Here is a 13057-nt window from a genome sequence, read left to right as displayed (position 1 = left end):
AACCTCGCCCGCCTTGGGGCCTTCAAGGTTCACATCCATAACTTCCAAAGGTTTGCCAGCCTGAACGGCAACGGCGGCACGCGTACGCATGGTGCTTATCTCCCTGTCTAATTTGACCCGACCCTGCGTCAAATACAGGGTGTTTTCAACTGCGCTTTCGTGACAGGTTGGCTAAATCTTTGATATTGCAGAAACGACATTGCCGGAAAGAGGAACGCCAATGCGCCGATTTATTCCGATCCTGTGCCTTCTGAGCGCCTGTGCTGAGACCGCCCCAGTTGAAGACATCATTCCGACAGCCGACACCTCGCCGGTCGATCTGGCCTTTTGCAAAGGTGAGCCGTTTGCTGATGCAATCGGCCAGCCGGTTTCAGACATTCAGGCCCAACTGCCCGAGCGGTCTCGCGTGCTGGGTCCGGATGATATAGCGACACAGGATTATCGCATCGATCGGCTGAATGTTTATGTTAATGGTGCTGGCGTGATCCAGAGGCTCACCTGCGGCTGACCTCATTTCCCGCGATAGACCAAGATATCCGGCAGGTAGTCGATCAGGCGCACAACCCATGAAAAGGGTGCCGGGAAATCAGTGCGAAAGCGGCGGCGCGACATGGCGCGCAGGACGCGATCGGCTGCGTCCTCGGGCGTCATCAACATCGGCATCCTGAAGCTGTTTTTATCGGTTAGACGGGTCTTGATAAAGCCAGGATTGACGATGCGCACCGTCACACCAGAGCCCGCCAGATCGTGCCGCATTGTTTCGGCCAGTGAAATCAGCGCCGCCTTACTGGCTCCGTATGAGATTGCGTTGGGCAAGCCATGATATCCGGCCAGAGACCCGATCAGAGTGACATCTCCGCTGCCATCACGCACAAATTCAGGCACCGTTTCCCCCAGCACCCGTAAAGCCCCGGAATAGTTGACGTCACTGATGGCAAGTGAGGCCTCGGTATCCCAGTTCTCTGTGCGGATCGGCTCATAGACCCCAGCGTTATAAACCAGCGCATCTACTGCTCCGGCCTCGGCCACAGCCCGGCGCACAGTATTGAGGTCGGTCACATCCATCTGAATAGCGCGCGCGTTGGGCAGCGTGTTGCAAATCTCGGTCAGCCGCCCCACGTTACGGGCAGACAGGATTAGATGCGCGCCTTCGCGGCTCAACTTTTCGGCCAAGACGCGACCCAATCCTTCGCTGGCGCCGATGATCCAGTAGGTTTTTCCGTCGAAACTGCTCATATCCGGGCCATTTGAGTTCTGTTGGGAAGTGTACGACCCAGTGACAATGTTGGATCACGCAGCCCCTGTGTTACGGTGCAGCATGTAACCAGACATCACAACATAGTGCGGCAGCGAAAAACTTCTAATCTGACTGATCCAGTGCCCCATATCCTGCGTATCTCATTGTAAAATGCCGAATAACGAGGATGGAATGTTCGACGAAACCCGGGGTGTACGTAAGAAAATCGCAGTCATAGGCGCAGGCATTTCAGGTCTCTCCGCAGCTTATTACCTTTCTGAAAACCACGATATCACCGTGTTCGAGGCCAAGCCTCGACTGGGCGGCCATGCCCGTACGGTCTTGGCCGGCCGCAATGGCGATCAGCCCGTCGACACCGGGTTCATCGTCTTCAACTATGTCACCTACCCCTATCTGACCCGGTTGTTCGATGAACTGAACGTGCCGGTCACCAAAAGCGAAATGAGTTTCGGGGCCACCATCGATAACGGCCGCATCGAATACGGGCTGAACAACCTGCGCACTCTGACCGCGCAGAAACGCAATCTAGCCCGTCCAGCCTATTACAAAATGATCGCCGACATCCTGCGCTTTGGCAAAGAGGCCCCCGAAGCCGCGCAGGACGATGACACCACGATCGGAGAGTTGGTGGATCAGCTGCGCCTCGGCCATTGGTTCCGGCATAATTATCTGATGCCCATGTGCGGCGCGATCTGGTCAACGCCGGTTGAGTTCGTCGATCAGTTCCCTGCCCGCTCGCTGGTGCAGTTCTTTCGCAACCACGCACTGCTGGCCTCGGGCCGGGCCAATCAGCACCAATGGTACACGGTGAAGGGCGGCAGCATCGAATATGTGCGCCGGATCGATGCCGCGTTGCGCGCACGTGGCTCTGACATTCGTCTGGCCTCGCCCGTTCAGCGGATCGAACGGCATGATCTGGGCGTTACCGTTCATGCAGGCGGCGAGGCCGATCTATTTGACGAGATCATTCTGGCCACCCATTCCGATCAATCGCTCGCCATTCTTGGTGATGCGGCGACCGAAGATGAGAAAGCGGCGCTGGGTGCGATCAGATATCAACCAAACAAAGCCATCCTTCACTGCGATCCCCGTCAGATGCCCCGTCGGCGCGCCTGCTGGTCCAGTTGGACCTACAGGTCGCAAAAGGGCAATGTTGGGGTCACATATTGGATGAATCGGCTTCAGAACATCCCCGACAGCGACCCGCTGTTTGTGACGCTGAACGCCGCCTCAGATATTCCTGCGGACAAAATCTATGATGAAGTCGAATTCGCCCATCCGGTGTTCGACAAAGCCGCCCTGCGAGCTCAAGCACAAATCCGCGGGATGCAGGGACAGAACCGAACCTGGTTTGCCGGGGCGTATAACCGGCACGGTTTTCACGAAGACGGGATTGCCAGTGCGATGTATGTCGTTGAGCGCATCACCGGCATCCCACAGATTATCGGAGCTGACAATGGCGTTTCTGAGAATGATCAGGCCGTTCCTGCCTCGGCTTAACGCTGGCGCGGCGCTGGTATCGCTGATGCTGCTGATACCCGGAGGGCTGGCAGCCTCGCCCGTGTTTGGCGTTCTCAACAATGCCGAGTTGCGTGGCACGGCAACCTACCGCTATCTGGGTTTCCCGCTTTATGATGCGCAGCTGTTTACGCAAGGCGGCGCACCTTTGAACTGGAATAAGGATTTCGGACTGGAGCTGCGCTATCGCCGAAATGTGACCAAGAAGGCGCTGATCAACTCGACACTGGACGAGATGAAGCGGATCGGGCGCGCTGCCCCGATACGCGATCAGCTTGAGACCTGTTTTGCCCCTGTTTCAAAGGGTGATCGTTTTCTGGCGGTGTCGGACGGTCCGAACAAGGTCGAGTTCTGGCTGAACGGTCGCAAAACCTGCTCCATGTCTTATCCGGACATCAAACGCAGTTTTATGTCGATCTTTCTGGGCGAAAACACCCGTTCTGCAGCCTTTACGCAGGCGTTACGAGGGAACTGATGCTGTATCCGAGGGTCAGCCTCTACGCGCTGATGCTTGCTGCGGCGGGTATCCCGCTTTACATCCATCTGCCGCGTTTTGCAGCGGTCAATCTGGGCATCGGGCTTGGGGTGATCGGCACCGTGTTGCTGGTCATCCGTCTGGTCGATCTGGTGCAGGACCCGCTGATTGGCTGGGCGATTGACCGCTGGCCCGGCGGGCAGATCCTGTTCGCCGCCACCGCCGCACTGGGTCTTGCGATCGGGTTTCCCTTGTTGTTCGGGCTGCCTGAAGGGGCCGGTATAACCTTGTTAGTGTCTATTTTGATCCTGTTGTTCTCAGCCTACAGCCTAGGAACCATCCTGCTTTATGGACGCAGCGCAACGCTTGCGAAACAGGCCACCTCAAAAGAGCTGATGCGACTGGCCGCCTTCCGAGAGGGCGGGCAACTGACCGGCGTCGTCATCGCCGCCGCCGCACCCGCCTTATTCGTCGCGCTTGGTGCTGGGGCGCAGGGGTACCCGGCCTTCGGGCTATTCCTTGGAGTTCTGGCCGTAATGACTCTGGCGGTGACTTTGCCGATGTGGCGGCGAAGGCCGATCACCGGGCAGGCGCTGTCATTTGCCGGGCTGGGACAAGCGGGGGCGCTACGGTTGCTGGCTCTGGCGCTGGTCAACAGCCTGCCGGTTGCGATCACCTCGACCCTGTTTCTGTTCTTTGTCGAAGACCGACTTCAACTGCCGGGCAAGGCCGGGCCACTGCTGATCCTGTTCTTCCTCAGCGCGGGACTTAGCGTGCCGTTCTGGGCAAAGCTCAGCAACCGAATTGGCCTTAAACAGACTCTGATAATCGCGATGCCACTGGCCATTCTCGGCTTTGTCGGCGCCGCCCTTCTGACCCCAGGAAATCTGGCTGGATTCGCGATCATCTGCCTTGCATCCGGCGCCGCCTTGGGTGCGGACATGGTTGTCCTACCCGCCATGTTCTCGGTCGTTCTGACACGGGCTGGGCTGAACGCCTCTGCCGCCTTTGGCATTTGGTCCTTCGCAGGCAAGCTGGGTCTAGCTCTGGCTGCCTTTTTCACGCTGCCACTGCTGGAACGCAGCGGCTTTACACCCGGACAGGCCAATTCGGCTCAGGCTTTGAACACACTCACCCTCGCCTATGCTGTGCTGCCCTGCATCTTGAAACTCGGAGCGTTTGGCTTGGTCCTGACTCTCCCGACAGAGGTCTCTGCCAAATGAAAACGCTCCTGTTCTGTCTGCTCGCCATTTTTGCGGTGTTCGCCGTGAAGAACCGTTTCCTCAGCTTCCGGTCTCAATCACCTTCGGACTACAGCGGCACCGGGCCTGAGTTTTCGCTGAAGAAGAACCTGAATGGAGAGATCCTGTCCGAAGGGCTGATCTATGGCCCGAATGGCAAGATGTCGAACAGCTTTGTCGCGCGCATGGTCGGCGAATGGGACGGCAATACCGGGACGCTGTCCGAGTATTTCACCTATTCCAACGGCAAACAAATGACCCGCAAATGGTATCTGACGTTGGGCACGGGCAACACGTTTACCGCGACAGCGGATGATATCGTGGGCGAGGGCAAAGGCGTGATCTCGGGCGCAACCGTAAAACTGACCTATCGCATCATCCTGCCCGAAGATGCGGGCGGACATACACTGGATGTAACCGACTGGATGTATCTGACGGAAAACGGGGTGATCATGAACCGGTCCGAGATGCGTAAGTTCGGGATCAAGGTTGCCGAGCTGGTCGCCACGATGCGCCCCGCGCCCAAGGTGAAGTCGGCCCATCTGCATGGCGCAAACGGTCACGATGCAGACTCTGAGCTGAGGGTTTTACAATGATCGCTCGCCGAACCCTTGTCGCGGTCGTCGCGATCGCGGGGCTGGCGATGCTCACCGCATGCTCGGCCAAACCACGTATACCAAAAACGTTTCTGTCAGATCGCCAGTTGAACCTTGAAGAGTTCTTCGAAGGTAAGACCGTCGCTTATGGTCAGTTTCAGGATGTGCTGGGTAATGTCCCGCGTCGCTTTCAGGTCGACATTGACGGCACATGGGACGGAGAGACTCTGACGCTAGTTGAAGATTTCGTCTATGACGACGGTGCGACCGAGCAACGGATCTGGACCCTCACCAAGACCGGCGAAGACACCTGGACGGGCACCGCTCCCGGTGTGCTGGGCACAGCCAGCGGAGTCGAAAGGGGCGATACGTTTAACTGGAAGTACAAAATCGACCTGCCCGTCAAAGATGGCACCATGCGAGTCAATTTCGATGACTGGATGTGGCTGTTATCCGATGATCGGCTGCTGAACCGAGCCTATGTTTCGCGTTTTGGTGTAAGGCTGGGTGAGGTCATTTTGTACTTCGAGAAGAAGTAGTCACCCCGCCAGCGCAGCCAGCGGGGCGAAAGAGTATCAGACGGTTCCGCCCAGACTACCTTCAAGCTCGACCATCTCCTGACCACCGGCCATCAGGTCCTGCAGCTCTTCCGGGGTGATTTGACCTCGCTGCGCCGTACCCAGCGTCTGGCCGCGATTGAGAACCGTGAACCGGTCACCCACCGCCAGCGCATGGCGGACGTTATGGGTGATAAAGACCACCGCGATCCCCTGCTTACGCACCTTGTCGATGGTTGCCAACACATTGGCTGTTTGGCGCACACCAAGGGCCGAGGTCGGTTCGTCCAGAATCAGCACCTTGGCCCCGAAATGTACCGCCCGTGCGATGGCAACAGTCTGGCGTTCACCACCCGATAGCGTGCCAACCGCCTGATCGGGTCCGCGCAGGTTGATACCCATCTTCTTCATTTCTTCCATCGTGACATTGTTTGCATAGTCATGGTCGAAGAAATTGATCGGTCCAACTTTCTTCACCGGCTCATTGCCCATGAAGAAATTGCGCGAGACCGACATCAGAGGGATCATGGCAAGATGCTGGTGCACCGTCGCAATCCCGGCCTCAATCGCATCGCGCGGGTCGGTGAAGTGCATGGGTTTGCCTTCAAACAGGATCTCTCCATGCGTGGGTTGGTGAACACCCGACATGGTTTTGATGAAGGTCGACTTACCCGCGCCGTTGTCACCGAGAAGACAGTGGCATTCACCGGGGAACACATCGACCGAGACCCCCGCCAGCGCAATTACGCTGCCGAAATGCTTTTCGATATTCTTCATCTGGATGATGGGTGCATGTTCGGGATTCATATCAACGCTCCCCCGTGATGATGCGGCGGATATAGGTGTTGAGGATCACAGCCCCCAGCAGGATCACGCCCAGGAACACGCGGAATAGCGAGCTTTCGACGCCGGCAAAGAACAGACCCTGTTGCACCACGCCGAAGATCAACGCACCCAGCGCCGCACCCAATACCGAGCCGTAACCGCCGGTCAGAAGCGCGCCGCCGATGACCACGGCGATGATCGCCTCAAACTCTTTCAGCAGGCCCCGGTCGGCACCGGCCGATCCGAACTCCATCACCTGACAGACAGCGAAGACCGTGGCGCAGAAGGCGGTGAACATGAACATCAGGATCTTGACCCGGTTCACAGGCACACCCGAGTTACGAGCGGCCTCGGCATCGCCGCCCGACGCGAAGATCCAGTTCCCGAACCGGGTCTTGGTCAGCAGCACATGGCCAAAGATGATCAATGCGATGGCCCAAACAATCAGCATTGGCACGCCGTCCACCACCGGCTGACCCTGTCGCGTGCCACGTTCGAACACCGCTATGATCCCAGCGTCGCCCAGCCACTGGAACAGGCCCTGCAGGATTTTGCCACCGAAGATCGGAGCCAGCCAGTCGCCCTCGGCTGCGTCTTTGACGCCGCCAATGATGGTTTTGCGCTCGATTACCTGCGGCAGGAAGATGGTGAAACCGCGCAAGATGAACAGGAAAGCCAACGTCACGATAAAGCTGGGCAAACCGGTCCGGATCACGATCCAGCCGTTAAGCGCTCCGATCGCGACGGCCATGGCGAAGGTGACAAGGATGGCCATCCAGACCGGCCAGCTGAGCGTGACCGAGAAGATGGCGATCATCATACCGGAGAAGCCGATCATCGAGCCGACGGACAGGTCAAACTCACCAGCGATCATCAGAAGGCACGCGCCCACGGCGATGATCATGAACTGTGCTGAGACAACCGACCAGTTCATCATGCCTTGTGCGTTGAACATGCCGCTGTCGAAAGCGAACAGCAGGAAGAAGGTGAATACGGCAACGGTGCCGACCATCCCGCCAAGCTCGGGCCGGATCAAGGCCTTGCGCAGCGGAGAGATCTCTTTGATCCGTTCGTCGGTTAAAGTGGTGTTTTGAGCAGACTCGCCCATGAGAGCGCTCCTCCGATAAAAACAGTGATTTTGAGTCAGAAAGCTGTCGGCGGGCGCCCTGCGTCAGGACGTCCGCGCTTCAAGAATTAGCGGTACTCGCCAGCGAATTCTTCGATCTTGGTCAGGCCATCAGCGGTTACGAAACCGGGACCCGAGTTGATGTTGTTGCCAGGCAGAACGCCGTAACGGTGGTAATTTGTCATGACAACAACCGGCAGATAGGCCTGCAGGAAGGGTTGCTGATCAATGCCCCACTGGATCACGCCGGATTTGATGCCTTTGACGATCTCACCACCCAGATCGAAGGTGCCGAAATAGATGTCACCGGCCATGCCGTTTTCTTCCAGAGCCAGAATCGTCGGATCAGCCGAGGTCGGACCCAGTGTCAGAACCGCATCCGTATCCGGGTTTGCCGACAGATAGGCCAGCACACGGTTTTTGATCTCAGCAGGGTCCTGACCAGCGTCGATCATCTGATCCCCCAGTTCGATCCCCAGACCATCCGCAAAGCCCTGGCAACGTTCCTGGCTGGAGGGCTGAACGATATAGTGGTTCACGCACAGGAATGATCCGATGCCATCGCCCTTGGCCCGCTGGCCTGCTGCGAATCCGGCATCATATTCAGGCTGACCCACATACATCAGAGCACCAACTTCACGAGCCTGATCCGGAGTACCGGTGTTCATGATGATCACGTCAACACCTGCATCCACGGCTGATTTGATCGGGCCGCTCAGCACATCATAGTCCGCCAGCGTGGTGATGATCCCGTTTGGACCCGAAGCCGCCGCCTGATCGATGATCCGCGCCATGTCAGCCAGATCGCCAGTGGGCGGGTTGCGGTATTCAACCTCAACACCCATTTGTTCGCCCGCCAGCGCGATGCCGTTCTTGATGGTGTTCCACCAGCTGTCGCTGTCCGGTGCGTGGCTGACCAGAATGTATTTCTCACCTTCCGCCGCAGCGCTTGTGGCTGCGATCAGCGGCGTCGCAGCAACCACGGCCGCCAGCGCCAGCTTCTTCGTCAGTGAAGTCATGATGTCCTCCCAAAACTCATATTATCGCGGATTGAGGCTGTCCTTCGCACCTCTCCGAGTCGTGTTAGAACATATCTGCTTAAATTTTGCAACCGGTTGCAAACAGCATCTGAAGTGTTTCATACTGTATCTGCCAGAGAATACAGGTAAAAGGACTGCCACTAAACGCAGGAAGGTCGGACGGGTCATGGCTGTCACATTGAAAGAGGTTGCAGAACGCGCGGGCGTATCACGCTCGGCTGTGTCGCGCACTTTCACCGATGGGGCCTCGGTTTCCGACAAGATGCGCCGCAAGGTCGAGAAGGCCGCGCGAGAGCTGGGATACAGCCCAAATGCGCTGGCCTCATCGCTGACAACGGGACGGACCAAGTTGATCGGGCTGGTGTCGAATAACTTCCACAACCCGATCTTTCTTGAAGTTTTCGACCTCTTTACCCGCGGTTTGCAGGACCGCGGCTTACGCCCGCTGCTGGTGAACCTGACCGACGAAGTTGAACCCGAGAATTCGGTACGAATGCTGCGCCAATATTCAGTCGATGGCGTTGTTGTTGCGTCGTCGACATTGCCGCCGGGCTTTGCCAAAGCGTTTCGCGATGCGGGCGTGCCAGTGGTGCACAGCTTTGGCCGATCCTCCTCTTCGCCACAGGTTCATGTGGTCGGGATCGACAACGTGGAATGCGGACGCATGGCGGCCCGCCAGCTGGTCGCGCGTGGTTATAAAACAGTGGCCTTTCTCGGCGGGCCTGAGGCGGCGACCTCGACCCAGGATCGCCATGCGGGATTCATGTCGGAAATGGCGTTGCACCCGCAGATCGACGTGACCTGTTCGTTTGCCGAGGCCTACTCGTTCGATGCAGGCCGCAAGGAAATGCTGTGCCTGTTGAAATCAAAACGGGCCGAGGCCTATTTCTGCGGCGACGACGTTTTGTCCATCGGGGCCCTGTCGGCGATTTTAGACAGTGGCCTGAAGGTACCCGAAGATATCGGTGTCATCGGCCTGAACGATATGGAGATGGCGCGATGGGAGAATATCGATCTCACCACCATCCATCAGCCGATCCGGCAAATCGTCAGTTCTTCGATCGAGCTGATGGTGGCAACGCTGAACGAACCCGACCGGTATCCCGAGGCACGGATATTCCCATGCTCGGTGGTGGAACGGGGCACATTGCGCCCCGTATCTGAGAGTTAACGGAACATCGGCGGTCGCGCGTCCATCCAAGCACTGCCCTGCTTTGCGGACTCGACCGCTGTATGCACCGCCGCCATCGATCGCACACCGTCTGCCGCATTGGGCAGCCCGTCGCGGGTTTCCCCGGCAATGGCGTCCGCCAGATCGCAATAGATGTTCGCTACCGCCAGCGGGAACCCTTCGGGATGCGCAATCGCCACACGGCTGAGGCGTTGCGCATCTTCGTGCAGCCCACCCTCGCCTTTTTCGATGATCTGCAAGCGCCCACCAACGGGTGTATAGATCAGCTGGTTCGGTTGCTCGGACGCCCAGCGCAGGCCGCCGGTTTCTCCGAAAACCTGAATATCGAACCCGTGCTGGCGACCGATGGCCACCGAAGACGTCCATAGCCGGCCAACGGCGCCTTTGGCCGTGCGGAAGTTGACCATGGCATCATCTTCAAGCTCACGGCTGCCAATGGTTGAGGCAAAATCTGCGGACAGGGTCTCAACCTCGTCATCCGCAATGAACCCGGCCATGTGCATCGCGTGAATCCCGCAATCAGCGAACTGGCCGGAAACACCCGCCATCGCCGGGTCATAGCGCCAGCGGACGCGAGGATTGTCGGCGTCTGTCGCGTCTCCGTGATGGCCGTGACTGAAGTTGGTGACGACCAGACGGACCTTGCCGATCTCACCTGCACGCACCATAGCGCGGGCCTGCCGCACCATGGGATAAGCGGAATAGCAGTAGTTGACCGCGCAAATCTTGCCGGATTTCTCAGCGACATTGACGATCTCTTCACCCTCTTCCACCGTCATGGTCATGGGCTTTTCGCACAGCACATTGAACCCGGCCTCAAGGAACGCTTTGGTGATCTCGAAATGCGTCGCATTCGGCGTGGCCACCGTGACCAGATCAATCCGGTCGTCGCGGCCGCGTTCACCTTGCAGCATCTCGGTCCAGTCGCCATAGGCCCGGTCCGCCGCGATGCCCAGCTTTTGCGCGTATTCGCGACCAACATCGGGCCGGTGATCCAACGCCCCGGCAGTGAATTGGAAATGCCCATCTGCCAGCGCTCCCAATCGGTGCGCTGGTCCGATCTGGCTGCCTTCGCCGCCGCCGATCATGCCCCATTTCAGCTTGGTCATGGTCTCGACCTCCTTAACTGAAACCAATGGATTCGAGATATTCGCGGTTCTTCCGCGCGTCGCCTACAGGGTCGGGATCAAGAGTCGGATCGCAATCCTGCTCAACCGTGCACCAGCCGGTAAAGCCTGCATCCAACAGCACTTGGCGAACCGTAGGAAAGTCCACGTCGCCTTCACCCAGATTGCAGAAGATCCCCTGCCCGCAGGCATCATAGAAGCCCGTCCGGTTGGCGATCACATCTGCCTTCACGTTCGGCGAGATATCCTTGAAGTGCATGTATGAGATCCGGTCAACGTAGCGCTGCATGAAGCCGACAGGATCGAACCCGGCATAAGAGTGATGGCCGGTGTCGAAACAGATTTTCAGAAGGTTTTCATCAACCTCATTCAGCAGGCGTTCCAGCTCGGGCTCAAAATCCATGAAGCCCGCAGCATGGGCGTGCATTCCGACGGTCAGCCCGTATTCCTCAGACCCGATCCGCGCGCTTTCAGCAAGGCGATCCCGAAACGCTGCCCACTCGGACTTGTCCATCTGCTCAGCCTCATCGGCGCGACCAGCGGTTGGTGCGCGACGGGGAGAGATCGCGTCAATCAGCACCAAATGCTGCGCCCCATGCGCCTTCAAAGCGCGGGCGGTGCGATGGGTGGCATCGAGCACATCCTCCCAGGCGTCGGGGTCATGGTAATTACGGAACACCACGCCGCCGATCAGTTCCAGATCATGCTCAGCCAGCGCATCGGCCAGTACTGCAGGGTCTTCGGGCATGAAGCCCACCGGGCCCAATTCGATGCCTTTATACCCGGCCTCGGCACACTCGCTGAGAACAGTTTTCCAATGCGGGTTGCGCGGATCCTGCGCAAATTCCACGCCCCAGGAACAGGGCGCATTGCCAATTCTGATGCTCATCTTGTCTTGTCTCCGATGCTCAGAAATCTTCGATATTTTTCCAGCTTTCATCCGCTGACGATGCCAATGCCGCAGCGACGACCCGGTTGACCTCATGCCCGTCGTGGAAGGTTGGCCAGACCGGTTTACCTGTCTCGATCGCGCGCAGGAAATCTCGCGCCTCGATGATGATCTGATCCTGATAGCCCGTGCCATGACCCGGCCCCTGACAGAACGGCTCATAATCCGGATGAGCGGGGCCGGTCAGAATCTTGCAAAATCCACGCTCAGCCTCGGGGCCATCCATGCGATAAAGCCACAATGCGTTCTGATCCTCCTGATCAAAACGTATCGCACCTTTGGTGCCGCTGACCTCATATGCGTAACCCATCTTACGCCCGGTCGCGATACGGCTGAAATACATCGATCCCATCGCGCCGTTCGAAAAGCGCACCATCATCTGAGCGTGGTCGTCGTTATCAACCTCACCACCCGGGCGGCTTTTGTGCACGGTTTCGACCTCTGCCATCACGCGCTTAATAGGCCCAATCAGCGCCAACGCCGCGTTGATCATATGAGGCGCCAGATCGCCAATCGTTCCGTTCGACATTCCCGTCGTGCGCCATGTCGCCGAGGCCTGCGGGTCGGCATAGAAATCTTCGGTATGCTCGCCCCTAAACCATGTTACGTCACCAATCTCTCCATCGGCGATCAACTGGCGGGCATATTGGCTGGCGGGGGTGCGAATATAGTTGAAACCAACCATGTTGGCCATGCCCGAGACCTCGGCCGCTGCTGACATCGCGGCGCCATCTTCCATCGACGCGCCCAATGGTTTTTCACACAGCACCGACTTGCCTAACGCAAAGGCCGCCAGAGCAATTTCGCGATGCGTTTCCTGAGGGGTGGCAATCACGATGGCCTCGACCTTCGGGTCATTCACAAGCACACGCCAGTCATCCGTCGCGCGTGCGAACCCATAGGCCTGACGATACCGTTCAGCGCTTTCTGGCGAGGATGCACACACCATCTCCAGCCGTGGACGCAAGGCCGTGTTGAACACCGCCCCGACCGAGGACATGGCGACCGCATGGGCCTTACCCATATATCCGCCGCCCAGAATGCCAATGCCGATTTCTGCCATTCCGACGCCCTCCCTCGCTTTTTCTTGAAAACCATTTGCAACCGGTTGCAAAACTTGTATCGTGAGAATAGGACTCTCGCAAGCTGCATT

The 13057-nt window shown here is 58.1% G+C and carries 14 protein-coding genes; 7 read left to right on the top strand and 7 right to left on the bottom strand.

The genetic code is table 11. From position 1 onward, the window contains the following. The first annotated feature begins 220 nt into the window (after positions 1-220). Positions 221-508 carry an I78 family peptidase inhibitor gene (locus ACR0AZ_RS15410; RefSeq protein WP_480471509.1) on the top strand — a complete coding sequence of 96 codons (288 nt, stop codon included), beginning with the start codon at positions 221-223 and terminating at the stop codon, positions 506-508. Between the two features lie 2 nt (positions 509-510). Here ACR0AZ_RS15410 and ACR0AZ_RS15405 read toward each other — a convergent pair whose 3' ends face one another. Continuing rightward, positions 511-1236: an SDR family NAD(P)-dependent oxidoreductase gene (locus tag ACR0AZ_RS15405; RefSeq protein WP_480667803.1), complete on the bottom strand. Its 726-nt coding sequence runs from the start codon at positions 1234-1236 to the stop codon at positions 511-513. A 193-nt stretch (positions 1237-1429) separates the two neighbouring features. On the opposite strand from ACR0AZ_RS15405, the gene ACR0AZ_RS15400 reads away from it, so the two are divergent. From ACR0AZ_RS15400 to ACR0AZ_RS15380, 5 genes are read left to right on the top strand one after another with little or no spacing between them, the layout of a single operon-like run. After that, a complete protein-coding gene (locus tag ACR0AZ_RS15400; RefSeq protein ID WP_480667802.1) occupies positions 1430-2758 on the top strand; it encodes an NAD(P)/FAD-dependent oxidoreductase in 1329 nt (442 codons plus the stop codon). Beyond that, positions 2715-3251: a chalcone isomerase family protein gene (locus tag ACR0AZ_RS15395; protein WP_480667801.1), complete on the top strand. Its 537-nt coding sequence runs from the start codon at positions 2715-2717 to the stop codon at positions 3249-3251. Before ACR0AZ_RS15400 ends, ACR0AZ_RS15395 begins: the two co-directional genes overlap by 44 nt. After that, the gene (locus tag ACR0AZ_RS15390) at positions 3251-4474 is read left to right on the top strand and encodes an MFS transporter (protein ID WP_480471505.1); all 1224 of its coding nucleotides are present in this window, start codon (positions 3251-3253) and stop codon (positions 4472-4474) included. Before ACR0AZ_RS15395 ends, ACR0AZ_RS15390 begins: the two co-directional genes overlap by 1 nt. Then, the gene (locus ACR0AZ_RS15385) at positions 4471-5088 is read left to right on the top strand and encodes a DUF3833 domain-containing protein (protein ID WP_480471504.1); all 618 of its coding nucleotides are present in this window, start codon (positions 4471-4473) and stop codon (positions 5086-5088) included. The genes ACR0AZ_RS15390 and ACR0AZ_RS15385 overlap by 4 nt, the downstream gene beginning before the upstream one ends. Continuing rightward, positions 5085-5627, top strand: coding sequence for a DUF3833 domain-containing protein (locus ACR0AZ_RS15380; protein ID WP_480471503.1), 543 nt, complete (start codon positions 5085-5087; stop codon positions 5625-5627). The genes ACR0AZ_RS15385 and ACR0AZ_RS15380 overlap by 4 nt, the downstream gene beginning before the upstream one ends. A gap of 36 nt (positions 5628-5663) precedes the next feature. Here the strand turns inward: ACR0AZ_RS15380 and ACR0AZ_RS15375 are convergent, their stop codons facing one another. From ACR0AZ_RS15375 to ACR0AZ_RS15365, 3 genes are all read right to left on the bottom strand, one after another. Then, positions 5664-6452, bottom strand: a complete 789-nt coding sequence (locus ACR0AZ_RS15375; RefSeq protein ID WP_480471502.1) for an ATP-binding cassette domain-containing protein — start codon at positions 6450-6452, stop codon at positions 5664-5666. Position 6453: 1 nt separating this feature from the next. Further along, the gene (locus ACR0AZ_RS15370; protein WP_480471501.1) at positions 6454-7578 is read right to left on the bottom strand and encodes an ABC transporter permease; all 1125 of its coding nucleotides are present in this window, start codon (positions 7576-7578) and stop codon (positions 6454-6456) included. 86 nt (positions 7579-7664) lie between these two features. Next, positions 7665-8615, bottom strand: a complete 951-nt coding sequence (locus tag ACR0AZ_RS15365; protein WP_480471500.1) for a sugar ABC transporter substrate-binding protein — start codon at positions 8613-8615, stop codon at positions 7665-7667. A 187-nt stretch (positions 8616-8802) separates the two neighbouring features. Between ACR0AZ_RS15365 and ACR0AZ_RS15360 the strand changes: the two genes are divergently transcribed. Further along, complete coding sequence (locus ACR0AZ_RS15360) at positions 8803-9807, top strand: LacI family DNA-binding transcriptional regulator (protein ID WP_480471499.1); 1005 nt, start codon at positions 8803-8805, stop codon at positions 9805-9807. Here the strand turns inward: ACR0AZ_RS15360 and ACR0AZ_RS15355 are convergent. From ACR0AZ_RS15355 to ACR0AZ_RS15345, 3 genes are read right to left on the bottom strand one after another with little or no spacing between them, the layout of a single operon-like run. Beyond that, entirely contained in the window at positions 9804-10937 is a 1134-nt protein-coding gene (locus tag ACR0AZ_RS15355; protein ID WP_480667800.1) for a Gfo/Idh/MocA family protein, read from the bottom strand. The two genes, ACR0AZ_RS15360 and ACR0AZ_RS15355, sit on opposite strands and share 4 nt — an antisense overlap. Positions 10938-10950: 13 nt before the next feature. Then, entirely contained in the window at positions 10951-11844 is an 894-nt protein-coding gene (locus ACR0AZ_RS15350; RefSeq protein ID WP_480667799.1) for a TIM barrel protein, read from the bottom strand. A gap of 19 nt (positions 11845-11863) precedes the next feature. Next, a complete protein-coding gene (locus ACR0AZ_RS15345) occupies positions 11864-12967 on the bottom strand; it encodes a Gfo/Idh/MocA family protein (RefSeq protein ID WP_480667798.1) in 1104 nt (367 codons plus the stop codon). Positions 12968-13057 lie beyond the last annotated feature (90 nt).

The organism is Ruegeria sp. BE3 (genome assembly GCF_056538865.1).
Note: the sequence above shows the minus strand (reverse complement) of the source record. Positions and strands in the feature narration are given on the sequence as shown.